This is a genomic window from Pseudomonas fluorescens (assembly GCF_000730425.1).
In the GTDB taxonomy this organism is placed as follows: Bacteria; Pseudomonadota; Gammaproteobacteria; order Pseudomonadales; family Pseudomonadaceae; genus Aquipseudomonas; species Aquipseudomonas fluorescens_X.
On the sequence record NZ_CP008896.1, the window covers coordinates 5,239,010 to 5,261,454 of the forward strand.

The 22,445-nt window shown below is 61.7% G+C and carries 21 protein-coding genes; 10 read left to right on the top strand and 11 right to left on the bottom strand.

Features of this window, described 5'->3' with window-relative positions:
- Positions 1–49: 49 nt before the first annotated feature.
- The 3 genes from HZ99_RS23460 to HZ99_RS23470 form a co-directional block, all read right to left on the bottom strand.
- A complete protein-coding gene (locus HZ99_RS23460; RefSeq protein WP_038446402.1) occupies positions 50–832 on the bottom strand; it encodes an OmpA family protein in 783 nt (260 codons plus the stop codon).
- A gap of 54 nt (positions 833–886) precedes the next feature.
- The gene (locus HZ99_RS23465) at positions 887–1,312 is read right to left on the bottom strand and encodes a DUF4398 domain-containing protein (RefSeq protein WP_038446404.1); all 426 of its coding nucleotides are present in this window, start codon (positions 1,310–1,312) and stop codon (positions 887–889) included.
- A 292-nt stretch (positions 1,313–1,604) separates the two neighbouring features.
- A complete protein-coding gene (locus HZ99_RS23470) occupies positions 1,605–1,949 on the bottom strand; it encodes a hypothetical protein (protein WP_038446406.1) in 345 nt (114 codons plus the stop codon).
- 290 nt (positions 1,950–2,239) lie between these two features.
- On the opposite strand from HZ99_RS23470, the gene ppc reads away from it, so the two are divergent.
- The 6 genes from ppc to HZ99_RS23500 all read left to right on the top strand — a co-directional run bounded on the left by ppc (position 2,240) and on the right by HZ99_RS23500 (position 8,800).
- Entirely contained in the window at positions 2,240–4,885 is a 2,646-nt protein-coding gene (gene ppc / locus HZ99_RS23475; protein ID WP_038446407.1) for a phosphoenolpyruvate carboxylase, read from the top strand.
- 293 nt (positions 4,886–5,178) lie between these two features.
- Positions 5,179–5,826, top strand: coding sequence for an adenylate kinase (gene adk, locus HZ99_RS23480; protein ID WP_038446408.1), 648 nt, complete (start codon positions 5,179–5,181; stop codon positions 5,824–5,826).
- A gap of 90 nt (positions 5,827–5,916) precedes the next feature.
- Positions 5,917–6,603 (top strand): tRNA (adenosine(37)-N6)-threonylcarbamoyltransferase complex dimerization subunit type 1 TsaB, encoded by a 687-nt coding sequence (tsaB, locus tag HZ99_RS23485; protein ID WP_038446409.1) that lies wholly within the window; start codon positions 5,917–5,919, stop codon positions 6,601–6,603.
- A gap of 163 nt (positions 6,604–6,766) precedes the next feature.
- A complete protein-coding gene (locus tag HZ99_RS23490) occupies positions 6,767–7,087 on the top strand; it encodes a hypothetical protein (RefSeq protein ID WP_038446411.1) in 321 nt (106 codons plus the stop codon).
- A complete protein-coding gene (locus tag HZ99_RS23495; protein WP_038446413.1) occupies positions 7,087–7,947 on the top strand; it encodes a DUF72 domain-containing protein in 861 nt (286 codons plus the stop codon). The genes HZ99_RS23490 and HZ99_RS23495 overlap by 1 nt, the downstream gene beginning before the upstream one ends.
- A 25-nt stretch (positions 7,948–7,972) precedes the next feature.
- Positions 7,973–8,800, top strand: a complete 828-nt coding sequence (locus HZ99_RS23500; protein WP_038446414.1) for an isocitrate lyase/PEP mutase family protein — start codon at positions 7,973–7,975, stop codon at positions 8,798–8,800.
- A 42-nt stretch (positions 8,801–8,842) separates the two neighbouring features.
- On the opposite strand, the gene HZ99_RS23505 is transcribed toward HZ99_RS23500, so the two are convergent.
- The gene (locus tag HZ99_RS23505; RefSeq protein WP_038446415.1) at positions 8,843–9,463 is read right to left on the bottom strand and encodes a hypothetical protein; all 621 of its coding nucleotides are present in this window, start codon (positions 9,461–9,463) and stop codon (positions 8,843–8,845) included.
- Positions 9,464–9,559: 96 nt separating this feature from the next.
- On the opposite strand from HZ99_RS23505, the gene HZ99_RS23510 reads away from it, so the two are divergent.
- Entirely contained in the window at positions 9,560–10,342 is a 783-nt protein-coding gene (locus HZ99_RS23510) for a class I SAM-dependent methyltransferase (RefSeq protein ID WP_038446416.1), read from the top strand.
- Between the two features lie 77 nt (positions 10,343–10,419).
- Here HZ99_RS23510 and HZ99_RS23515 read toward each other — a convergent pair whose 3' ends face one another.
- Positions 10,420–11,055, bottom strand: coding sequence for a TetR/AcrR family transcriptional regulator (locus HZ99_RS23515; protein WP_038446417.1), 636 nt, complete (start codon positions 11,053–11,055; stop codon positions 10,420–10,422).
- Positions 11,056–11,147: 92 nt separating this feature from the next.
- Between HZ99_RS23515 and HZ99_RS23520 the strand changes: the two genes are divergently transcribed.
- On the top strand, positions 11,148–12,251 hold the full coding sequence (locus HZ99_RS23520; RefSeq protein ID WP_038446419.1) for an efflux RND transporter periplasmic adaptor subunit: 1,104 nt from the start codon (positions 11,148–11,150) through the stop codon (positions 12,249–12,251).
- Positions 12,252–12,257: 6 nt separating this feature from the next.
- Positions 12,258–15,323 (top strand): efflux RND transporter permease subunit, encoded by a 3,066-nt coding sequence (locus tag HZ99_RS23525; RefSeq protein ID WP_038446421.1) that lies wholly within the window; start codon positions 12,258–12,260, stop codon positions 15,321–15,323.
- Positions 15,324–15,749: 426 nt separating this feature from the next.
- On the opposite strand, the gene HZ99_RS23535 is transcribed toward HZ99_RS23525, so the two are convergent.
- From HZ99_RS23535 to plsB, 3 genes are read right to left on the bottom strand one after another with little or no spacing between them, the layout of a single operon-like run.
- Positions 15,750–16,436: a DUF4197 domain-containing protein gene (locus HZ99_RS23535; protein WP_038446428.1), complete on the bottom strand. Its 687-nt coding sequence runs from the start codon at positions 16,434–16,436 to the stop codon at positions 15,750–15,752.
- A gap of 25 nt (positions 16,437–16,461) precedes the next feature.
- Positions 16,462–16,863 carry a YbaY family lipoprotein gene (locus tag HZ99_RS23540; RefSeq protein ID WP_038446429.1) on the bottom strand — a complete coding sequence of 134 codons (402 nt, stop codon included), beginning with the start codon at positions 16,861–16,863 and terminating at the stop codon, positions 16,462–16,464.
- A gap of 51 nt (positions 16,864–16,914) precedes the next feature.
- Entirely contained in the window at positions 16,915–19,419 is a 2,505-nt protein-coding gene (gene plsB / locus HZ99_RS23545) for a glycerol-3-phosphate 1-O-acyltransferase PlsB (RefSeq protein WP_038446430.1), read from the bottom strand.
- 179 nt (positions 19,420–19,598) lie between these two features.
- Between plsB and HZ99_RS23550 the strand changes: the two genes are divergently transcribed.
- Entirely contained in the window at positions 19,599–19,808 is a 210-nt protein-coding gene (locus HZ99_RS23550) for a cold-shock protein (RefSeq protein WP_003189131.1), read from the top strand.
- Between the two features lie 139 nt (positions 19,809–19,947).
- Here HZ99_RS23550 and HZ99_RS23555 read toward each other — a convergent pair whose 3' ends face one another.
- The 3 genes from HZ99_RS23555 to dapE form a co-directional block, all read right to left on the bottom strand.
- Positions 19,948–20,325 (bottom strand): hypothetical protein, encoded by a 378-nt coding sequence (locus tag HZ99_RS23555; RefSeq protein ID WP_038446432.1) that lies wholly within the window; start codon positions 20,323–20,325, stop codon positions 19,948–19,950.
- 73 nt (positions 20,326–20,398) lie between these two features.
- Positions 20,399–21,208 (bottom strand): putative RNA methyltransferase, encoded by an 810-nt coding sequence (locus HZ99_RS23560; RefSeq protein WP_038446433.1) that lies wholly within the window; start codon positions 21,206–21,208, stop codon positions 20,399–20,401.
- The gene (dapE, locus tag HZ99_RS23565; RefSeq protein ID WP_038446434.1) at positions 21,208–22,359 is read right to left on the bottom strand and encodes a succinyl-diaminopimelate desuccinylase; all 1,152 of its coding nucleotides are present in this window, start codon (positions 22,357–22,359) and stop codon (positions 21,208–21,210) included. Before dapE ends, HZ99_RS23560 begins: the two co-directional genes overlap by 1 nt.
- Between the last annotated feature and the right edge of the window lie 86 nt (positions 22,360–22,445).

Sequence of the window (22,445 nt, forward strand, 5' to 3'; positions counted from 1 at the left end):
CCCTGCCTGGACCTCAGGCAGGGCTTACAGACCGGTGTACGTCAGACGGTTATTGAACCGAAGAGCGTGGCTTGACCGGCTGGTTGTCGTTGGAGATGGTCACTTCAACGCGGCGGTTCATGGCGCGGCCCGAAGCGCTGCCGTTGTCGGCAACCGGGTATTCCTTGCCGTAGCCCTGGGTCACGATGCGCGAGATTTCCACGCCTTGCTGGGCCAGTGCACGCTGTACCGAAGCGGCACGGCGCTCGGACAGGCTCTGGTTGTAGGAGTCCGAACCGGTGCTGTCGGTGTAGCCTTCGACAATCACTTTACGATCCGGGTTTTCGCGCAGGAACTGCGCCAGCTTGGTGATGTTGACCAGGCCGCTGGATTTCAGATCGGACTTGTTGGTGGCGAACAATACATCACCGAACGTCACCAGGGTGCCGCGATCGGTCTGCTTGGCATTCAAGCTGTTTTGCAGTTGCTTGATCTGTGCATCGCGAGCGTCGAGCAGGGCGCGGGCACGTTCGTCACCAGCGTTTTTCAGCTTGGATTCGGACTCGCGCAGGGCGATGGTGTCCTTGGCCACTTCAACCCGCTGGTTGGTCAGGTAGGCCAGTTGGTCGACCTTCTTCTCGTCTTCATTGTCGCGGTAGGCCTTGTCGGCCTTGTCCAGCCATTCGCTGGCGTCCTTGGTTTCCAGGGCGGCGATTTTGGTCGCTTGCGGGTTGGCTTGCAGGGCCGAGAAATTGGTCCGTGCGTTTTCCAGGTTCGCGTTAGGCGGGGTGGAGCAAGCCGCCAGTGCAACGCTCATCGCCAGCAGGGCAGGGATCATCAATTGTTTACGCATAGTGGTGTCGTCCTTTCAATTCGATTTCGGGTGCGATGCAAACAAAGGCGCTGCTTACTTCTGCTGGATCAAAGCAGGGCGCATGCCTTCCTTACGCAGCTCCTGAACAGCCTTCTGGGAATCCTTCAGCGCCAGATCGGCCTTGGCAGCCTGGGCCTTGCGCTCTGCAACGCGAGCGTCCCACTCAGCCTGTTCGGCCAGGCGACGGGCTTCGTCGTACTTCTTGTCATGCATGGCCAGCTCGGCCTGCTTGAGCTTGTCCTGGGCAGCTTTCATTTCCACCGCAGCGTATTCGGTACCGCCAGCGCTGACGGCGCTGTTCACGGCCGATTGGGTCACGGCGTACTGCTCAGTCGGCGGGTTGCCGGCACAGCCTGCGAGAACGAAGCTGGTGCCGATTGCCAACGCGGCCAATTTGAGCCCGCGCAGGTGGTTAAACGAGGATTTGGCAGTGCTGGTCTTCATCGTCTTCAACTCCATTGGATAACTCCTCAAAAACATCAAATCCATCTACGGTGTTCAGCGTTTGCGTTCTGGCGGTGAAGCTCAGTTTGCCTTTTCAAACGCCTGTTCCAAGTGATGGCTTACTGGCTGTGACCCGAGGCTTTTTTGAATAGTTCAGCAAAGATGGCGATTTGCCCGAAAAAACTTCTGAACAAATCTGACTAGTAGGTCAGCGTTTAAAAGTCGGAACTTTTGCCACGCGCAGCGGTATGCCGGGCCCATGAAAGGCCCGGTATGCAGGGGGTTGATGGTTTTTGGTGGATGTTTATCAGTGCTTCTGATCGTCAGGCATGGCTGACATGTCGTGCAGATAACGCCGCGACAGTGAGAGGAAGCGCGGCGTCGGGCCTACATCTTCATACAGCGGATCACCCTCTTCATCGGTGGCAACCACATGCTGGCCCTGGATGTAGGGAAAGCTGGCTTCCAGCTCTTCCAGGGCGGCGCCGATCAGTTCACCGAGCAATTCCTCGGTGCTGCGCTTGGGGTACATCTCGCCGATGGCCGCCAGCCGCGCGGCGGCCTCTACATCCAGGTGAATGGCATATTCGGTCTTGGTCAGGCGACCCTTGGCGGTTTCTTCCCATTGCTGGGCCAGTTCTCGGATTTTCATGGCAACCTCAGTAATGCCCGGGGTAGCGGGCGGTGATGAGTGACCGGTCGCGGCGTGGGTAACGCCACGACTTACCCTTCAGACTAGCTGCAACCCACAAAGTTATAGGACCGGCGATGATCGTTAACGATGACGCAGGAGATCCGGATTAATGCGGCGCCTGGAAGTTTTTCGCTGGCGAGCCAGTTCCTACAAGGGGCGCTGACTGCCGAACATTGCTTGTAAGACCGCGCCTTGATCGGCACTCTTGAGGATCAAAGCGTCCCGGATTCCTGGCTGGAGATTGGCTGATGAGCGATATCGATGCACGTTTGCGTGAAGATGTTCACCTGCTGGGTGAACTGCTGGGCAACACGATTCGAGAGCAGTACGGTGATGAGTTCCTCGACAAGATCGAGCAGATCCGTAAAGGCGCCAAGGCCGATCGCCGTGGTGCGGCCACGGAGGCAGTGGCCGGCGAAGAGCTCAGTGCCAGTCTCAACCAGTTGCAGGAAGACGAATTGCTACCGGTGGCGCGTGCGTTCAACCAGTTCCTCAACCTGGCCAACATCGCCGAACAGTACCAACTGATTCACCGGCGCGATGAGTCCCAGCCAGCCCCGTTCGAGTCACGGGTGCTGCCCGAACTGTTGGCGCGCCTGCAGAGTGAGGGCCATAGCAGCGAGTCCCTGGCCCGGCAGTTGGCGCGGCTGGAGATCGAACTGGTGCTCACCGCCCACCCGACCGAAGTCGCGCGCCGGACCCTGATCCAGAAATACGATGCCATCGCCGCGCAACTGGCGTTGCAGGATCACCGCGACTTGACCGGCGCCGAGCGCGAGCAGATTCGCCAACGCTTGCAACGCCTGATCGCCGAAGCCTGGCACACCGAAGAAATCCGCCGTACCCGGCCCACTCCGGTGGACGAGGCCAAGTGGGGCTTTGCGGTGATCGAGCATTCGCTGTGGCACGCCATCCCCAACTACCTGCGCAAGGCTGACCAAGCCTTGCACGCCGCCACCGGCCTGCGCCTGCCCCTGGAGGCTGCACCGATTCGCTTTGCCTCATGGATGGGCGGCGACCGTGATGGCAATCCCAATGTGACCGCTCCGGTTACCCGTGAAGTGCTGTTGCTGGCGCGGTGGATGGCGGCAGATCTGTACTTGCGTGATATCGATCACCTGGCATCGGAGCTGTCGATGCAGCGGGCCAGCCCCGAGTTGCAAGCCAGGGCCGGTGATAGCGTCGAGCCTTATCGGGCCCTGCTCAAGCAACTGCGCGAACGCCTGCGCGCCACCCGCAATTGGGCGCATGCGGCGCTGGCTAGCAACGTTCCGGCGCCGGCCGAGGTGCTGCAAAACAATCGCGATCTGCTGGAGCCCCTGGAGCTGTGCTATCAGTCCCTGCACGCCTGCGGCATGGGGGTGATAGCCGACGGCCCGCTGCTCGATTGCCTGCGCCGTGCGGTAACGTTTGGCCTGTTCCTGGTACGCCTGGACGTGCGCCAGGACTCCAGCCGGCATTCGGCGGCGATGACCGAGATCACCGACTACCTCGGCCTGGGCCGCTATGAGGACTGGGACGAAGACGCACGCATCACCTTCCTGATGAAGGAGTTGGCTAACCGTCGCCCATTGTTGCCAGGCTATTTCAAGCCGTCGGCCGACACCGCCGAAGTGCTCAATACCTGCAAGGAAATTGCCGCCGCGCCGGCGGCGTCCCTTGGTTCCTATGTCATCTCCATGGCGGGTGCGGCATCCGATGTGCTGGCGGTACAGTTGCTGCTCAAGGAGTCCGGGGTGCAGCGGCCGATGCGCGTGGTGCCGCTGTTCGAGACCCTGGCCGACCTGGACAACGCCGGCCCGGTGATCGAGCGCCTGTTGCTGCTACCTGGCTATCGCGCGCGCTTGCAAGGCCCGCAGGAAGTGATGATCGGCTACTCGGACTCGGCCAAGGACGCCGGCACCACCGCCGCGGCCTGGGCGCAATACCGCGCTCAGGAGCGCCTGGTGGATATCTGCCGTGAGCAGCAGGTGGAACTGTTGTTGTTCCATGGTCGTGGCGGCACTGTTGGCCGTGGCGGCGGCCCGGCCCACGCGGCGATTCTGTCGCAGCCGCCAGGTTCGGTGGCCGGGCGTTTCCGCACCACCGAGCAGGGCGAGATGATTCGCTTCAAGTTCGGCTTGCCGGATATCGCCGAGCAGAACCTCAACCTGTACCTGGCCGCGGTGCTGGAGGCGACCTTGTTGCCACCGCCACCACCGGAACCGGCCTGGCGTCATTTGATGGATGAGTTGGCCGCCGATGGTGTCAGCGCCTATCGCGCGGTGGTGCGGGAAAATCCGCAATTCGTCGAGTACTTCCGCCAGTCCACGCCCGAGCAGGAACTGGGACGTCTGCCCCTGGGCAGTCGACCGGCCAAGCGCCGTGCCGGTGGCATTGAGAGTCTGCGTGCGATCCCGTGGATTTTCGGCTGGACCCAGACCCGCCTGATGCTGCCGGCCTGGCTGGGTTGGGAAGCGGCTTTGAGCAAGGCGTTGGAGCGCGGCGAAGGTGAGTTGCTGGGGCAGATGCGTGAACAATGGCCGTTTTTCCGCACTCGTATCGATATGCTGGAAATGGTCCTGGCCAAGGCCGACGCTGATATCGCCCGCCTGTATGACGAGCGTCTGGTGCAGCCCGACCTGCTGCCGTTGGGTGCGCATTTACGCGACCTATTGTCGCAGGCGTGTGCCGTGGTGCTTGGCCTGACCGGGCAGTCGCAGCTGCTGGCCCACAGTCCCGACACCCTGGAGTTCATCCGCCTGCGCAACACCTACCTCGACCCGTTGCACCTGTTGCAGGCCGAGCTGCTGGCCCGCTCGCGCCAGCAGGAAGCGGCACAGGACAGCCCTCTGGAACAGGCGCTGCTGGTGTCCGTGGCCGGTATTGCCGCCGGATTGCGCAACACCGGCTGACATTTCTGGCGTGTTCTCAAGGGCTTGCACACAAAACCGCCGGCCGACCCGAAAGGGCTCGGCCTGCGGTTTTGTGTCAGGGTTGCACCAAGGGAAACCGCGACCAAACGGCTTGTGTGGTGCGGGTTCTTCCGACTTTTGGCGGCTTGTGTGGTTAGGGCTCGCTGTGTATCTTGATCAGCCTTTGGCCGTTTGGGCGGCCTGGATTCGTATTTTTACGAGCATATTCTACGAGATTGGCCCCACGCGGCGAATCCGAGCGTCATCTCTATAAAAAATTGAGGAGCACATCGATGCGCGTCATTCTGCTGGGAGCTCCCGGGGCCGGTAAAGGTACTCAGGCAAAGTTCATCACTGAAAAGTTCGGCATTCCACAAATCTCCACTGGCGACATGCTGCGCGCAGCCGTCAAGGCCGGCACCGAGCTGGGCCTGATCGCCAAGAGCGTGATGGACAGCGGTGGCCTGGTGTCCGACGATCTGATCATCAACCTGGTCAAGGAACGCATCAGCCAGGACGACTGCAAGAATGGCTTCCTGTTCGACGGTTTCCCACGCACCATCCCCCAGGCTGAAGCCCTGGTGAAGGCGGGCGTCGAGTTGGACGCGGTGGTCGAAATCGCGGTTGAAGATGAAGAGATTGTCCAGCGTATCGCCGGTCGCCGCGTTCACGAGGCGTCGGGCCGTGTGTACCACATCGTCTACAATCCGCCAAAAGTGGCTGGCAAGGATGATGTCACCGGTGACGACCTGGTGCAGCGCAAAGACGACACCGAAGAAACCGTGCGTCATCGCCTGTCGGTCTACCACTCCCAGACCAAGCCGCTGGTGGACTTCTACCAGAAGCTGTCGGCCGCCCAGGGCAAGCCGAAGTACAGCCATATCCCGGGCGTCGGTTCGGTTGAAGCCATCACCGCCAAGGTGCTGGAAGCGCTGAACTGATCTGATGATCGGCTTGACGTTCAACGGCCCGCTTGCGGGCCGTTGTTGTTTATACTGGCGCACTTTTTTTCGATTTGGACACCCACACCAATGAGCACCCTGCTGGCCCTGGACACCGCGACTGAAGCTTGCTCCGTTGCCCTGCTGCATGACGGCAAGGTCACGAGCCACTATGAGGTGATCCCGCGCCTGCACGCGCAAAAGCTGCTGCCGATGATCAAGCAGTTACTGCTCGATGCTGGCACCACCTTATCGGCGGTGGATGCCATCGCCTTTGGCCGTGGCCCGGGGGCGTTCACGGGGGTGCGCATCGCCATAGGCGTGGTACAGGGCCTGGCGTTCGCCCTGGAACGGCCGGTATTGCCGGTGTCCAACCTGGCCGTGCTGGCCCAGCGGGCGTTGCGCGAGCATGGTGTGGCCCAGGTCGCGGCAGCCATCGATGCGCGGATGGATGAAGTCTATTGGGGCTGCTACCGCGAGACCGCGGGTGAGATGCGCCTGATCGGTGTCGAAGCCGTGCAGCCGCCCGAGGCCGCGGCCTTGCCGGCGGATGCCAGCGGTGACTGGTTTGGCGCCGGTACCGGTTGGGGTTATGGCGAGCGGATCGCCGTGCCCACGGTCGGCCAGGATGCCGCGATGCTGCCCCATGCCGAAGACCTGCTGACCCTGGCGCGTTTTGCCTGGGAGCGTGGTGAGGCGATCGCCGCCGACCAGGCCGCGCCGGTATACCTGCGCGATAAAGTGGCGCAGACCAAGGCCGAGCGCCAACAATCCTGACCCTGTAGGAGCCGGCTCCTACAGCGGCAGCGCATCGCCAATCGTCAGAATTTGCCCCCGGGCTTAAACCTTTGCCCGTTTATGTGTTCTAGTTGTCACCAGAGCATTTGCGCGCCAAGGAAAGTGCCGCTAAATTGCCACTATTGATAGCGGATCTGCATGCATGCGTATAGACGGCTTTTCTTCCCAGTCCTACCCCCTCAAGCGCAAGCCCCGCAAGGCGAACGTGAAGGTAGACGAGTGCGTCGAAGAATCCCCCGACTTTATTGAAGTCCAGGCCGAAACCTCCCAGGGCTCTGCAGTTTCAGCCCGTTCCCAAGGTGCCAGCGGCGCGCGTATCGGCGGCGTTCCGGCCCGCCAGCAAGACATGATCTTCCCGCGCTCCATGAGCAAGAACGTCGCCACGGCCCTGGCCAGCTACCTGACCACTGCCGGCTTTGTCGAATGGGATATGGAAGTGCTGGGCCTCGATATCCACATCTGATGCTGCTGCCTTATTTCCTCGGTTGCCCGTCCTGGAGTGAAAACGCCTGGCGCGAGTACCTGTATCCGCAGGACGCCCGTGCCACGGATTTTCTCGGGCTCTATTGCCAGGTCTTCAACGCCTGTGAAGGCAACACCACGTTCTACGCGCGGCCCTCGGTCGCGACCGTGCAACGCTGGGCCGAGATCATGCCCGCGCACTTTCGGTTTACCGCCAAATTCCCCGGGGATATCAGCCACAGCGCTGACCTGCATGAGCAACTGCCCGCGGCCGAAAGCTTCCTCGGCTTGATGAGCCCGCTGGGCGAGCGGGTTTCGCCGCTGTGGCTGCAACTGCCGGCCAGCTTCACCCCACAGCGACTGGGGGAGCTGGCCGGATTTATCGACGGCCTGGAGCGCCCGTTGGCGGTAGAAGTGCGTCACCGTGAGTTCTTCGCCAAGGGTGACGCCGAGCGCAGCCTCAACCGCCTGCTGCGTGACCGGGGTGTCGAGCGCATCTGCCTGGATCCTCGGGCGCTGTTCAGTTGCACTTCAACCTCGGCGGCGGTGCTCCACGCCCAATCGAAAAAACCCAAGGTCCCGACCCGGCCTGCGGCGCTGACGCAGTTTCCCCAGGTGCGCTTTATCGGCCACCCGGACCTGGAGGCCAATGATCCATTCCTGGTGCCGTGGGTTGAAAAGGTCGCTGGCTGGATCGAAGAAGGACGTACGCCCTATGTGTTCCTGCACACCTCGGATAACCGCCTGGCGGCCCAGTTGGCCATGCGCTTTCATCAGCAGTTGATGGCGCGTTTGCCGGGTTTGCCGGCGTTGGCGCAACTGCATCGGGAACCCGCTGTGGAGCAACTGGGGTTACTCTAGGGTTCTTTTGTGCCTGGAGTCAGTCATGGATGCCCAAACCCTTCGCGCCGAATCCTTTAGAGCCCTGCATGAGCGCGACCGCGCGTTCGTGATGCCCAACCCCTGGGATGCCGGCTCCGCCAAGATGCTCGCCAGCCTCGGCTTCGAGGCCCTGGCCACCACCAGCGCGGGCTTTGCCTTCAGTCTCGGACGTCCGGATGCCGAAGGTGCGCTATCACTGGAAGATACCCTGGGGAATGCCCGGATGATTGTCCAGGCCACTGCGCTGCCGGTGGCAGCAGATTTGGAAAACGGCTTCAGCGATACCCCCCAGGGGTGCGCCCAGAGCCTGTTGCACGCCGCTGCTACCGGCATCGTCGGTGGCTCCATCGAAGACGCCACTGGGATTGCGGTCGACCCGATCTACCCCTTTGATCTGTCCGTTGAACGCATCGAGGCCGCTGTCGCCGCCGCGCGCAGCCTGCCATTTCCCTTCATGCTGACGGCCCGCGCGGAAAACCTCCTGCATGGCCGCCTGGATCTGACCGACACTATTAGCCGTTTGCAGGCCTATGCCGAAGCCGGCGCCGACGTGTTGTATGCCCCCGGCTTGCGCAGTGCCGAGGAAGTCTTGGCGGTGGTGCGGGCAGTGGCGCCAAAGCCGGTGAATGTGTTGATGTCCGGTGGTCTCAAGCTTTCGGTGACGCAGTTGAGCGAGATGGGCGTCAAGCGCATCAGCGTTGGCTCGGCCATGGCCCTTGCGGCCTATGGCGAGTTTTTCAGGGCTGCACGGGAGGTTCAGGAACTGGGGACCTTTACCTTCACCGAACGCTCGATGCCGTTCAGCCAGGCCAATCAGTTGTTCAAGGGGTGAGCCATGATTTGGTCAACGTGCCGGGGCTTGTGCCGCTAACGATCAGGCTGCCAGGCGCAGGTTATTGAGGATCAGTGGGCGCGCCCAGCCGCAATCGAAGTCCAGGGCCTTTTGCTGCTGCACCAACGCTTCATCCGAATACGGCTCGGCTGCGGGTGGCAGCAGGTCCAGTTCGAATTCGGCAATCGGCAGGAACAACGGCTTGGGTTGCGGCGCCGGGCCAGGTTCGGGCAGTGGCTGGCCTGCCGTCAGTACGATGGGCCGTACCCAACCACTGTCGAAGTTCTGCTGGCGTTGCTGGGCGACAATTTCATCTTCAGGGAATGGCACGGCTGCCGGTGGCAGCAGGTCCAGTTCGAACTCGGCAATCGGCAGGAACAGTGGCTCGGGCGGGGCGACCTCGGTGTCCCGCACATCGCAATGACGCTGGGTGACGATTTGCGTCAGCAGGTCGCTGCCGGCGCTGGGTTCGACCGAGGCATCCACCGGCACCGGATCTGCGGCCAGCTGCGCACCTGGCTCCTGGCCAAGTTGCTCGGCCAGCGCCCGGGCGAAGAAGTCCTGCCACACATGACTGACACCGGCCAGCGCTTGGGTATTGCGCAGGCCGAAGTGGTTGTGGGTCGGCAGTACACCGGTGAACAGGGAATGAATGTCTGACATTTCTCTCGGTCGACGCTCAGGGTCTGGCAAAATGCCTGATCCTTTTTTATCGGCCGCTTTTTGCCGATCCTTAATATTTTTTGAGCGTAGTAAACGATGAGCGAACAACCCGCGGCCAGCCGCATTCGGGTCGAAGCCTTGGCCGACGGTTTCCAGGCCCGTGCCCAGCACTGGGCGGAGCAGCTTGGCCTGCCTTTGCAGTTGGCAGACGCCGACTTTGCCCTGCAAGTGGGTGAGCAGGGCCTGCAACTGCAACAGTTAGGGCCTGATGCACCCGGCCCGGTGCGGGTGGATTTTGTCGAAGGTGGCGCGGCCCATCGCCGGCTCTACGGTGGTGGCAGCGGGCAGATGATCGCCAAGGCGGTGGGTGTGTCCCAGGGTGTGCGGCCCCGGGTGCTGGATGCCACGGCCGGCCTGGGCAAGGACGCATTCGTGCTGGCCAGCCTGGGCTGCGAGATGAGCCTGATAGAGCGTCAACCGCTGATTGGTGCCTTGCTCGAAGATGGCCTGGCGCGCGGTGCGGATGATTTTGAAGTGGCACCCATCGTCGCGCGGATGACCTTGCTCAAGGGCAACTCCATCGAGGTGATGCGCCATTGGGCAGGTGAGCCGCCGCAGGTGATCTACCTGGACCCAATGTTTCCCCATCGTGAGAAAACGGCCCTGGTGAAGAAGGAAATGCGCCTGTTTCGCCCGCTGGTGGGCGATGATCCGGATGCCCCGGCGCTGCTGGCGGCGGCCTTGGCCCTGGCCAGCCACCGGGTGGTGGTCAAGCGCCCGCGCAAGGCGCCGTGCATTGAGGGGCCCAAGCCGAGCCATGCGCTGGATGGCAAGTCCAGCCGATACGATATTTATCCAAAGAAAGCGCTCAAGGCCTGAGAGCCTCTTCGCAACAAACGCAATCATCTTGTAGGCGCCGGCTTGCCGGCGATGGCGTCAGATCGATCAGCGACTGTTCAAGGCCGATATGCCCGCATAAACAACCCCACCACGTCCTGCACATGCTCTTCGGCGGCGGCTTCGCTCAAGCGTTCGCCGCAGCCATACAGCAAACAGAAATTCGCCGTGCCCTTGAGCAGGCAAAAAAAATGTTCGGCGGCGGTAAACGGCTTGTCGATGCGTAGCGCTCCACTCTGGTTGATCTTGCCCAGCAAGCGCTCCATCCCCTGCAACATCCGCATGGGCCCGGCCTCGAAGAAGATCTGCGACAGCTTCGGATCCTGATTGCCCGACGTCATCATCAAACGATGCAGGTTCACCGACTCGTCACTGTTGATCAGCAGGTGAAAGCCACGGGCGATGTTCAGTAGCACGTTCTCCACTGGCACGTCGTCGGGCAGTTCGAAATACATCACCGGCAGCTGCGCTTCGCACTTGGCCTCGACGGCGGCGGTGAACAGCGTTTCCTTGTCGGTGAAGTGGCTGTAGACCGTCAGTTTCGACACGCCAGCCTCAAGGGCCACCGCATCCATGCTGGTGCTCGCGTAGCCATTGCTCAAGAACAGGATTTTCGCTGCGTCGAGGATTGCCTGGCGTTTTGCCATGTCCTTGGGACGCCCGGGGCTATTGGTGCTTACAGGATTGTCGGACATTTTCACTTTAATACTGGACTGGTGAGTTTGGTATTAATAACATACCGGCCAGTATAATTACTCCAAGCACCATTTGCGAAAGGTCCTTCAGCATGCGCAGCATTTTCCTGCCCCTCGCGTTGCCTGTCAGCCTGGCTTTCTTGTTGGCTGGCTGTGGCCATGAAGAAGCGGCCCCCACCACCGTCCGCCCGGCCATGGTGGTACAGCCCCAGCCCTCGGCGCAGGCAATGGATAGCTATCCCGGCGAGGTGCGGGCCCGTTATGAGCCGGACCTGGCCTTTCGCATTGGCGGCAAAGTCAGCCGGCGGCTGGTGGAAGAGGGCGAGCGTGTCAAGGCCAACCAGCCGTTGGCTGAACTTGATCCCCAGGATGTGCGCTTGCAGCTGGAAGCCACGCGTGCTCAGGTCACTGCCGCCGAGGCCAACCTGAGCCTGGTACGGGCTGAGCGTGATCGCTACAAGACCCTGATGGACCGTCAGATGGTCAGCCGCTCCCAGTACGACAATTCCGAAAACCTCTACCGTGCAGGTGTCGCCCGCCTGCAGCAGATCAAGGCTGAGTTCGATGTGGCCAACAACCAGGCCGGCTATGCCGTGCTGCGCGCGCCCCAGGACGGGGTGGTGGCCAAGCGTGCGGTGGAAGTCGGGCAAGTGGTGTCTGCCGGGCAGACCGTGTTCACCCTGGCCACCGATGGCGAGCGTGAAGTCTTGATCAGCTTTCCGGAGCAGAGCTTTGGCCGCTTCAAGGTCGGCCAGCCGGTCTCCGTAGAGTTGTGGAGCCAGCCCGACCAGCGTTTTGACGGACGCATTCGCGAGCTGTCACCGGCGGCAGATCCCAAGTCGCGCACCTTCGCCGCCCGCGTGGCTTTCAACGCCGGCAAAGTCCCCGCTGAGCTGGGGCAGAGTGCTCGGGTCTTTATCCAGGCAGACGGTGTGATTCCTCTGTCGGTGCCGCTTTCTGCCCTCAGTGCAGAGAACGGCGCGTCCTACGTCTGGTTGGTCAAGCCGGACAACACCCTCAAGCGTACAGCGGTGCGGATCGGTGCCTTTGGTGAAAACAGCGTACCGGTGCTCGAAGGCCTTGCCCCCTCCGACTGGGTGATTGCGGCCGGTGTCCATGTGCTCCATGAGGGCCAGCAAGTGCGTCCGGTGGATCGTTCCAACCGGGTGGTGAATCTGGCGGCCAACAAGGAGTAGTCCCCGATGGGTTTCAATCTTTCCGAATGGGCGTTGCGTAATCGCCAGATCGTGCTGTTCCTGATGCTGTTGCTGGCTGTTGTCGGTACGTTGTCCTACACCAAGCTGGGGCAAAGCGAAGATCCGCCGTTCACCTTCAAAGCCATGGTGATCAAGACCAACTGGCCAGGCGCCACGGCCCAGGAAGTTTCACGCCAGGTCACTGAGCGCATTGAAAAGAAACTGATGGAAACCGGCGAGTACGAGCGCATTGTTTCGTTCTCCCGCCCGGGGGAATCCCAGGTCACGTTTATGGCGCGGGACTCGATGCACTCGGCGCAGATTCCGGACCTCTGGTACCAGGTACGCAAAAAGATCAGTGACATCCGCCAGACCCTGCCACCGGATATCCAGGGCCCGTTCTTCAACGATGAATTCGGCACCACCTTTGGCAATATCTACGCCCTGACCGGCGAGGGTTTTGACTACGCGGTGCTCAAGGACTACGCCGACCGCATCCAGATCCAACTGCAACGGGTGCCGGATGTGGGCAAGGTCGAGTTGCTGGGGTTGCAGGACGAGAAGATCTGGATCGAGCTGTCCAACCTCAAGCTTGCCACCCTCGGCCTGCCTTTGACGGCAGTGCAACAGGCGTTGCAGGAACAGAACGCGGTGTCTACCGCCGGCTTCTTTGAAACCCCGAGCGAGCGGGTACAACTGCGGGTGTCGGGTAACTTCAAGACGGTGGAGCAGATCCGTAGTTTCCCGATCCGCGTGGGCGACCGCACCTTGCGCATCGGTGACGTGGCCGAGATTCACCGTGGCTTCAACGACCCACCTGCACCGCGCATGCGCTATATGGGGGATGATGCGATCGGCCTGGCCGTGGCCATGCGCGATGGTGGGGACATCCTGGTCCTGGGCAAGGCGCTTGAGGGCGAATTCGCACGCTTGCAGAAGAATCTTCCAGCAGGCATGGAGCTGCGCAAGGTGTCGGATCAGCCCGCAGCGGTGAAGACCAGCGTGGGCGAATTCGTCCAGGTGTTGGCCGAGGCATTGGCGATTGTATTGCTGGTGAGTTTTTTCTCCCTCGGTGTGCGCACCGGCATGGTGGTGGCCCTGGCGATTCCGCTGGTGCTGGCCATGACCTTTGCCTGCATGTATTACCTGGGCATCGGCTTGCACAAGATTTCTCTGGGGGCCTTGGTCCTGGCCCTGGGCTTGTTGGTGGACGACGCGATCATCGCCGTGGAAATGATGGCGATCAAAATGGAGCAGGGCTATGACCGCCTCAAGGCCGCCAGTTTCGCCTGGACCAGTACGGCGTTCCCGATGCTCACCGGTACGTTGATCACCGCAGCCGGCTTTCTGCCGATTGCCACCGCGCAATCGAGTACTGGCGAATACACCCGTTCGATTTTCCAGGTGGTGACGATCGCGCTGTTGGCCTCGTGGGTCGCCGCCGTGGTGTTTGTGCCATACCTGGGGGAAAAGCTCTTGCCGGACCTGGCGAAGATTCATGCGGCCAAGCACGGTGTTGATGGGCCGGATCCCTACGGCACGCCGTTCTACCAACGCGTACGACGCTGGGTGGAGTGGTGCGTGCGTCGGCGCAAAACCGTGATTGTGCTGACGGTGTTGCTGTTTGTCGGCTCGGTAGCGCTGTTCCGTTTTGTCCCGCAACAGTTCTTCCCAGCGTCCGGGCGCCTGGAGTTGATGGTCGACCTGAAACTGGCCGAAGGCGCTTCCTTGAGCAACACTGCCGAGCAGGTCAAGCGCCTCGAAGGCTTGCTCAAGGAACATGCGGGAATCGAAAACTATGTGGCCTATGTCGGCACCGGTTCCCCGCGCTTCTACCTGCCGCTGGACCAGCAATTGCCGGCGGCCAGCTTTGCCCAGTTCGTGGTACTGGCCAAGACCATCGAGGAGCGCGAAAGCCTGCGCACCTGGTTGATCGAAACCCTCAACGAGCAATTCCCCGACCTGCGCTCGCGAGTCACCCGCCTGGAGAATGGCCCGCCGGTTGGTTATCCGGTGCAGTTTCGCGTGACGGGTGAGCACATCGAGGAGGTCCGTGCCCTGGCGCGCAAAGTCGCGGCCAAGGTGCGCGAGAATACCCATGTGGTCAACGTGCATCTGGATTGGGAGGAGCCGAGCAAGATCGTTTACCTCAACATCGACCAGGACCGTGCCCGCGCCTTGGGCGTGAGCACGGCCAATCTGTCGAAATTCCTCCAGAGTTCCCTGACCGGCTCCAGCGTCAGTCAATACCGGGAGGACAACGAGTTGATCGAAATCCTCTTGCGCGGCACCGTGCATGAGCGCACGGAACTGTCGCTGCTGCCAAGCCTGGCGGTACCGACCGACAACGGTACCAGCGTGGCGTTGTCGCAGATTGCCACTTTGGAATACGGCTTCGAGGAAGGCATCATCTGGCACCGCAACCGCCTGCCCACGGTGACTGTACGCGCCGACATCTACGGCAAGGAACAGCCTGCGACCCTGGTCCAGCAGATCCTGCCGACCCTGGCGCAGGTGCGTGCCGAACTGCCCGACGGCTATCTGCTGGACGTAGGCGGCACGGTCGAAGATTCGGCCCGTGGCCAGAATTCGGTGAAGGCCGGTGTGCCGCTGTTCATCGTGGTCGTACTGACCTTGCTGATGCTGCAACTGCGCAGTTTCTCGCGCACGGCCATGGTGTTCCTGACCGCGCCGCTGGGGTTGATTGGCGTGACGCTGTTCCTGCTGGTGTTTCGCCAGCCGTTCGGTTTTGTGGCCATGTTGGGCACTATCGCGCTGTCGGGGATGATCATGCGCAACTCGGTGATCCTGGTGGATCAGATCGAGCAGGACATCAGGGCCGGCCTGGATCCGTGGCAGGCGATTATCGAGGCCACCGTGCGTCGCTTCCGGCCGATTGTGCTGACGGCGCTGGCGGCGGTGCTGGCGATGATCCCGCTGTCGCGCAGTGTGTTCTTCGGGCCGATGGCGGTGGCGATCATGGGGGGGCTGATTGTGGCCACGGCATTGACGTTACTGTTTTTGCCGGCGCTCTATGCGGCGTGGTTTCGGGTCAAACCGAAGTCGGCTTAAGCCAGAGTCAATCGGCTACAAGGTTCAGGAACTGTTTCTGGCGCGCCTGCCACTCAGGGGAAACCTGGAGTGCAGGTGCCTTCTCCGTGCAACGGTTCTTTGCCTGGAAAAGGCTTCATTGAACCATGAGGATTGATCCATGTTTATACCGATTCCGATGTTTTTGGGCCCTTTGTCGATGCTGGGACTCAAATCGCTGATGTCTGGGGCCAACGGCCAATTCGCGTCGAAACCACCTTGCAATGCCCAGCCTGAGCCATGCAATACCAAGCCTTGGGGTAACACCGTGAAGCTCGAAGGGAAAATAACCTACGGCCACTGAGGGTGAGAGGCCTGATGCCCAGGCCTGTCCAGGGGGCCCCAGTCATAAAAACGCCCCGATTATTCGGGGCGTTTTTTGTTGTGCCGCTGGGTGAACGAGGTGCCTTACAGTGCGCCGAATACTTTCTTCGCCAGGCTGGTGGCGGCGGCTGCCGGATTCTGGCGAATGCTTTCTTCCTGTTGGGCAATCATCTTGAACAAACCGTCCAGCGCTTGTTCAGTCACGTAGTTTTCGACGCTGTCGGCCTTGCCGCCCAGTAAGCCCATCGGTGCCTTTTTGGCGAGCGCGTTGTACTGCTGAGCGACACCGACCTTGTCCGTGGATTGCTTGACGATCGGCAGAAACTTGGCGCGGATCTGCTCGCGGCTGCTCTTATCCAGATACTGGGTTGCCGAATCCTGGCCGCCGCTGAGGATGCCCTTGGCGTCGCTCACACTCATGTTTTTCACGGCATTGACCAGAATTGGCTGGGCCTGGATCACGGCCGATTCGGCGGCTTTGTTCATGCTGGCTTCAAGTTGGCTGATCTGGTCGCCCATGCCGAGCATTTTCAGGGCGCCGGAGGCCTTTTCCAACTTGCCGGGCAAGCCGATCTTGACCTCGGGGTTATTGCTGAAGCCGCCGGGGGCCCCCAGTTGCTTGACGGCAATCTGTGCGCCCTGGGTCAGCGCGTCTTTGAGACCTCCCGTGGCATCGCCCTGTGACAGGTCGCCGAGGGACAGGGCCATGGCGTTGGCACCGAGCAGCAGGCCAGCGCACAGGGCGCTGAGGCGAAGAGAGTTACGGAGCATGGGCGCTTCCTTTTTTTCGACAGGATCAGTGGGCAACGGCGTCAACGCGCAGACGAAGCGGCTGCGGGTCCTGGCCGTTCAACTGCACCGAATGACGTTCGGTGGTGATAAACATTAGCTTGCCATCCAACTCTATGCGAGCGCTGACCGAATAGCTGTGGCCAGGCTTGACCTGGGCCGGGTCGTAGCTCAGGTGGAAGGGCAGCGGCACCTGACCGTTGACCGGGCCTTTCTGCTCGGCCAGGGTGACGGCGGGCGCATCGGCCAGGGACACGTCCTGCAGGCTGACGCTCAAGGTGGCGGCAGGCGGCAGGGCGATGCGTTGCAGGTAGAACACTTCGCCATCAAGGCTGGCCTTAGGGGCAGGATTCATCGAGTGGCAGGCTCCCAGCAGGGCGGTCAGGCCCAGGAGAATGATCTTTTTCATGGTACAGCTCCTTGTCAACGGCGCCAGAAACACCCTGGCGCCTTGGTAAATCTAGCGTGTTTCGTCCGGTTCGGCGCCTGGGGTGGGGGCTTCGTCGTTGCGATGCAACGCCACCTGGCGGATCGACAGGCGTATTTCCGCGGGCAACACCCGTTTGGCTGCACCTTCGGCCAACTCGCCGAGCAGGTCGTGGTAACTCAACTTGCCGGCTTCATCGCGGCGCAGCACATCTTGCTCAAGCAACGTCTGAATAAAATGTCGGAAAAGGCTCTTGTCGAAGAACTCCGGAGCATTCAGACCGTGCAGGATCGACAGGCGCTGGGCCATGACGGTGCACAGGTCTTCCAGTTCTTCGGCGCTGATACTGTTCTGGCCGCTGTTGAGCAGTAGGGAAATGGCCATGTAGAAGCGTTGCAGGGTCTGGGCAATGCTCTTGGACAGCAGGGTCAGCAGTACGAAGTTGCGCGAACTGGGCGCCGGGCGCAGGTAGATGTTGTTTTCAAAGCGCAACAGACCTTGTTCCACCAGGGCTTCGAGCCACTGGTCGACCACCGCGTCGAGTTCGTCCAGGGACCAGCGGATAAACAACTCCGATTGCAGGTACGGATAGAGCGCACGGGTATAGCGCAGGATCTGTTCGCGGCTCATGCGCGAACTGCTCTGGAAGAAGCTGGCCAGCAATGCCGGCAGGGCGAAGATATGCAGCACATTGTTGCGGTAATAGGTCATCAGGACCGCGTTTTGCTCGTCCAGATACAGGATCTTGCCCAGGGCATCGCTCTGCTCCGACAGCAGGCTCATGTCCTTGACGTGCTTGATCAGGGCCTGGCCGTCACCCTCGGGCAGCGTGGTATGGGGCGAGTAGGGCACCCGGCGCAGCAGCGCCAGGTACAGGTCCAGCACCCGCGCCATGGCCTGGTCGTCCAGGGCCAGGCGGCTGGTTGAAAGCAGCGCCAGCGCTACCAGGTTCACCGGGTTGATCGCGGCGGCCTCGTTGAGGTGCTGGGCCACGCGCTCGCCGAGGCGGTTGGTGGTTTCGTTGAGCCAGGCCGGCTTGTAGTTGGGCGCCAGTTCCTGGGTCCGCCAGTCCGGTTGTTCCTGGTCGAGAAATTCCGCCAGCTTGATCGGCTCGCCAAAGTTGACCGCTACCTGGCCAAAGCGCTGCTTGAGGGCGCCAATGACCTTGAAGATATCGAAGATCGACTCTTTCTTTTTCGTCGCGCCGCGCAATTCACCCAGGTAGGTGCGGCCCTCCAGTACCCGTTCGTAGCCGATGTACACCGGCACAAATACGATTGGCATGCGCGAGGAACGCAGGAAACTGCGCAGGGTAATCGCCAGCATCCCGGTCTTGGGTTGCAGCATGCGCCCGGTCCGTGAGCGCCCGCCCTCGACGAAGTACTCCACCGGGAAGCCCTTGGTGAACAGGGTGTGCAGGTATTCGTTGAACACCGAGGTGTACAGCGGGTTGCCCTTGAACGTGCGCCGCATGAAAAACGCCCCGCCACGGCGCAGCAGGCTGCCGATCACCGGCATATTGAGGTTGATCCCGGCGGCGATGTGCGGCGGGGTCAGGCCGTTCTTGAACAGCAGGTACGACAGTAAAAGGTAGTCGATATGGCTGCGATGGCAGGGCACATAGATCACTTCATAGCCCTGGGCGACCTTTTGCACACCTTCGATGTTGTTGACCTTGATCCCGTCGTAGATCTTGTTCCAGAACCAGCTCAGCACCACTTCGAGGAAGCGGATGGCGGTGTAGGTGTAGTCCGAGGCGATCTCGTTGCCATAGCGCAGGGCCAGGGCCTTGGCCTTTTCGGGGGCGATGTTCTCGCGCTCGGCCTCGTCGAGGATCGCCTGGCGCACCAGCGGCATGTTCACCAGGCCCTTGACCAGGTTGCGCCGGTGAGACAGGTCGGGGCCGATCACCGCAGTCTTGAGGTTGCGAAAGTGTACCCGCAGGATCCGTTGTGCCATGCGTACCGTACGTTCGTGACCTTTATTGTGCTCGATCAATTCGCGCAGGTTGATTGGCGCCGAGAATTGCACCCGGGTCTTGCGCCCCAGGATCAGGATGCTCAACAGCCGGCGCAGGCGCCCGGTGACTGCCCAGCTGTCGGCAAACAGCAGTTTCCAGGGGCTGGACTCGCTGGCCGGCGACTGGCCCCAGAACACGCTCACCGGGATGATCTGCGCGTTTTCCTCGGCGTGCTCGGTCAGGGTGTTGACCAGGCGGGTCAGGGTCGGTGGTGCGCCGCGCTTGTCCTGGCGGCCGAGCCAGTCCGGCTCGGGGGTCAGGTAGAAGAATGCCGCGGGCTCCATCAATGGGCCGACGGAGACTGGCAACACCGGGCGGGGCAGGCCGGCCTTGGTGCACTCGGCATCCACCACGGCCAATTCGCTCAGGGAGGGCGATTGCAGGACGTAGAACACCGGCCGGCTGCGGTCCAGGTTAAGGGTGAGGGACGACTGGTTGATCGTCTCCGAGCGGACCCAGAGGTACAACAGTCGACGCAAGGTGCCAAATACCAGACGGCGGAACGGGGAGCGGGTCATAGGCATGCTGCTTTAAGTGGGAAAAACCGAGCAGGCGCTCGGGCGGGTAGTGTGACGTATTCGCCGAAAATCGGCAAAAAAGCAGCGATGTAAAGTTGAGTTGATCGTTTTTGAGCCTGTCTTATACTCGGCAGTTCAATGCGACTGAATCAACAATAAAAACCAGTGGGAGCAAACAGATGACAACGCGCGAAACCGGCAATGTGAAGTGGTTCAACGACGCCAAGGGCTATGGGTTTATCCAGCGGGAAGACGGCAAGGATGTGTTTGTGCACTACCGCGCCATCCGCGGTGAAGGCCACCGCTCCCTGGCCGAGGGCCAACAGGTGGAATACGCCGTGGTGACCGGCGAGAAGGGCTTGCAGGCAGAGGATGTCGTGGGCCTGTAAGCAATTGCGATGACGCCGCTGAACCCCTGTGTAGGAGCAGGCTTGCCTGCGATAGCATCACCTCGGTATGTCTGATAAACCGAGGTGTTTGCATCGCCGGCAAGCCAGCTCCTACATGGATTGGGCTGGCAGTTTTAGATCAGGCCGTTTTCCAGGTGATCTGCTCTTCACCGTCTTCGCTGATGCGGATCCAGGTATCAGCGCTTTCCTCTCCTTCCTCTTCAACCCACGTCCCCGGTGCGCAGCGCACTTCGACGTTCAGCGCGGCAAACGCGGCGCGGGCGCAGGCGATGTCGTCTTCCCACGGAGTCTGGTCGCTTTCCAGGTACAGGCTGTTCCACTTGCCCACGGCCTTGGGCAGCCAGGTCACTGGCACATTGCCGGCCTTGCACTTGTAGGTCTGGCCCTTTTGTACCCAATCGGTACACGGGCCCAGGGCGGCGCCGAGCCAGGCAGCGATGGCCTTGTGGTCGACGTCGGCGTCCTTGAGGTAAATCTCGATATCGGGTTGGCGCATGGATGTTCCTCGTTGCGGGATTCGAAAATCCATTCGCGGATTCAGGGTGGGCGCAGATGCCCGGAAAAGTCGGTTATTGAAGCACGAAATAGTCGTAGCGCATCGACACGGTGACCCGCAGCGGTTCGGCCTGTTCGATCACCTGGGCGCGCCGCTCGGCACTGGCGCGCCAGCCGTGGGGCGTCATCGCCAGCAGGTTGGCGCGGTCCTTGGGCTCGGCCAGGCTGAGCTGGAACTCCAGGACTTCGCTGTGTTGCAGGCTCATGCCGTCCGGCACCAGGGCCAAGTGCTTGTCGTCGGTGTACTCACGCACTTCGTCGTACAGGCGTTCGCGCAACTCCATCAGGTGGCCGCGGGTCGGGCCGACCTTCATCAGGCCGCCGCCAGGGCTGAGCAGGCGCTTGGCTTCCTGCCAGTCCAGCGGGCTGAACACGCTGGCGAGGAACTGGCAACTGCCGTCGGCCAGGGGCACGCGGGCCATGCTGGCGATCAACCAGGTCAGTGTCGGGTTGCGCTTGCACGCGCGCTTGACCGCTTCCTTGGAAATATCCAGGGCATAACCATCGGCACGCAACAGGGCATCGGCGATTTGTGCGGTGTAATAGCCTTCGCCGCAGCCGATATCCAGCCAGCGCTGGGGCTTGCGTTCCGCTGCCAGTGCCGCCAGGCGCCTGGCCACCGGTGCGTAGTGCCCGGCATTGAGGAAGTCGCGGCGCGCCTCCACCATCGCCAGGTTATCGCCCGGGTCGCGGCTGTTCTTGTGCTGCACCGGCAACAGGTTCAGGTAACCCTGGCGGGCCCGGTCGAAACGGTGCCCGGCCGGGCACACCACGCCATTGTCCACTTCATTGAGTGGTGCGCTGCAAATGGGGCAAGCGAGCATCAGGCGAGCAACTTGATCAGGGTCTGGTAGTAGATTTCGGTCAATACATCGAGGTCGCTGGCGAGGATGCGCTCGTTGACCTGATGGATCGTCGCGTTGACCGGGCCCAGTTCCACCACTTGGGTACCGAGGGTCGCGATAAAGCGCCCGTCGGACGTGCCGCCGCTGGTGGAGGCCCGGGTCTCGCGGCCGGTGATGGCCTTGATGCTGGCAGACACCGCATCAAGCAGCGCGCCCGGTTCGGTGAGGAACGGCAGGCCCGACAGCGCCCACTCCACATGCCAGTCCAGGCCATGCTTGTCGAGAATCGCCGCGACCCGCTGCTGCAGGCCTTCGACGGTGGACTCGGTGGAGAAGCGGAAGTTGAACACCGCCGTCAGGTCACCGGGGATCACATTGGTGGCGCCGGTGCCGGAATTGAGGTTGGAAATCTGGAAGCTGGTCGGTGGGAAGAAGGTATTGCCGTCGTCCCAATGCTCGGCGGCCAGTTCGGCCAGGGCCGGGGCAGCCAGGTGGATCGGGTTCTTTGCCAGGTGCGGGTAGGCCACATGGCCTTGCACGCCGCGTACGGTCAGGGTCGCACCGAGGGAGCCACGCCGGCCATTCTTGACCACATCGCCCACCAGGGTGGTGCTCGACGGTTCGCCGACGATGCACCAGTCCAGGCGTTCCTTGCGGGCTGCCAGGCGCTCGATCACGGCCTTGGTGCCGTGGTGTGCCGGGCCTTCTTCATCGCTGGTGATCAGGAAGGCAACCGAACCCTTATGGTCCGGGTAATCCTTCACAAAACGCTCGGCCGCCACGAGCATGGCGGCCAGGCTGCCTTTCATGTCGGCTGCGCCACGCCCGCACAACATGCCGTGTTCGTCGATCAGCGCGTCGAACGGGTCATTCTGCCAGGCGTGCACCGGGCCGGTCGGGACCACGTCGGTATGGCCGGCAAAACACAGCACCGGGCCTTCATGCTTACCGTGGGTGGCCCAGAAGTTGTCCACATCCTCGATGCGCATGGGCTCAAGCGCAAAGCCGGCGTCGCCCAGGCGCTGCATCATCAGCTTCTGGCAGTCGGCGTCGATCGGCGTCACCGACGGACGGCGGATCAAGTCGATAGCGAGTTGGAGGGTCGGCGAAAGGTCGGCATGGACCGTCATGGGAAAACTCCGAAGGTGTGTCAGGGCGCAAGACGAGGGTGAAATAGATCCAATGCAGGAGCGGGCTTGCCCGCGATGGCATCACT

Excerpts from the sequence above, each read along its gene's own strand:
- HZ99_RS23460 (WP_038446402.1), bottom strand. The coding sequence starts at position 832 with ATGCGTAAACAATTGATGATCCCTGCCCTGCTGGCGATGAGCGTTGCA.
- HZ99_RS23465 (WP_038446404.1), bottom strand. The coding sequence starts at position 1,312 with ATGGAGTTGAAGACGATGAAGACCAGCACTGCCAAATCCTCGTTTAAC.
- HZ99_RS23470 (WP_038446406.1), bottom strand. The coding sequence starts at position 1,949 with ATGAAAATCCGAGAACTGGCCCAGCAATGGGAAGAAACCGCCAAGGGT.
- ppc (WP_038446407.1), top strand. The coding sequence starts at position 2,240 with ATGAGCGATATCGATGCACGTTTGCGTGAAGATGTTCACCTGCTGGGT.
- adk (WP_038446408.1), top strand. The coding sequence starts at position 5,179 with ATGCGCGTCATTCTGCTGGGAGCTCCCGGGGCCGGTAAAGGTACTCAG.
- tsaB (WP_038446409.1), top strand. The coding sequence starts at position 5,917 with ATGAGCACCCTGCTGGCCCTGGACACCGCGACTGAAGCTTGCTCCGTT.
- HZ99_RS23490 (WP_038446411.1), top strand. The coding sequence starts at position 6,767 with ATGCGTATAGACGGCTTTTCTTCCCAGTCCTACCCCCTCAAGCGCAAG.
- HZ99_RS23495 (WP_038446413.1), top strand. The coding sequence starts at position 7,087 with ATGCTGCTGCCTTATTTCCTCGGTTGCCCGTCCTGGAGTGAAAACGCC.
- HZ99_RS23500 (WP_038446414.1), top strand. The coding sequence starts at position 7,973 with ATGGATGCCCAAACCCTTCGCGCCGAATCCTTTAGAGCCCTGCATGAG.
- HZ99_RS23505 (WP_038446415.1), bottom strand. The coding sequence starts at position 9,463 with ATGTCAGACATTCATTCCCTGTTCACCGGTGTACTGCCGACCCACAAC.
- HZ99_RS23510 (WP_038446416.1), top strand. The coding sequence starts at position 9,560 with ATGAGCGAACAACCCGCGGCCAGCCGCATTCGGGTCGAAGCCTTGGCC.
- HZ99_RS23515 (WP_038446417.1), bottom strand. The coding sequence starts at position 11,055 with ATGTCCGACAATCCTGTAAGCACCAATAGCCCCGGGCGTCCCAAGGAC.
- HZ99_RS23520 (WP_038446419.1), top strand. The coding sequence starts at position 11,148 with ATGCGCAGCATTTTCCTGCCCCTCGCGTTGCCTGTCAGCCTGGCTTTC.
- HZ99_RS23525 (WP_038446421.1), top strand. The coding sequence starts at position 12,258 with ATGGGTTTCAATCTTTCCGAATGGGCGTTGCGTAATCGCCAGATCGTG.
- HZ99_RS23535 (WP_038446428.1), bottom strand. The coding sequence starts at position 16,436 with ATGCTCCGTAACTCTCTTCGCCTCAGCGCCCTGTGCGCTGGCCTGCTG.
- HZ99_RS23540 (WP_038446429.1), bottom strand. The coding sequence starts at position 16,863 with ATGAAAAAGATCATTCTCCTGGGCCTGACCGCCCTGCTGGGAGCCTGC.
- plsB (WP_038446430.1), bottom strand. The coding sequence starts at position 19,419 with ATGACCCGCTCCCCGTTCCGCCGTCTGGTATTTGGCACCTTGCGTCGA.
- HZ99_RS23550 (WP_003189131.1), top strand. The coding sequence starts at position 19,599 with ATGACAACGCGCGAAACCGGCAATGTGAAGTGGTTCAACGACGCCAAG.
- HZ99_RS23555 (WP_038446432.1), bottom strand. The coding sequence starts at position 20,325 with ATGCGCCAACCCGATATCGAGATTTACCTCAAGGACGCCGACGTCGAC.
- HZ99_RS23560 (WP_038446433.1), bottom strand. The coding sequence starts at position 21,208 with ATGCTCGCTTGCCCCATTTGCAGCGCACCACTCAATGAAGTGGACAAT.
- dapE (WP_038446434.1), bottom strand. The coding sequence starts at position 22,359 with ATGACGGTCCATGCCGACCTTTCGCCGACCCTCCAACTCGCTATCGAC.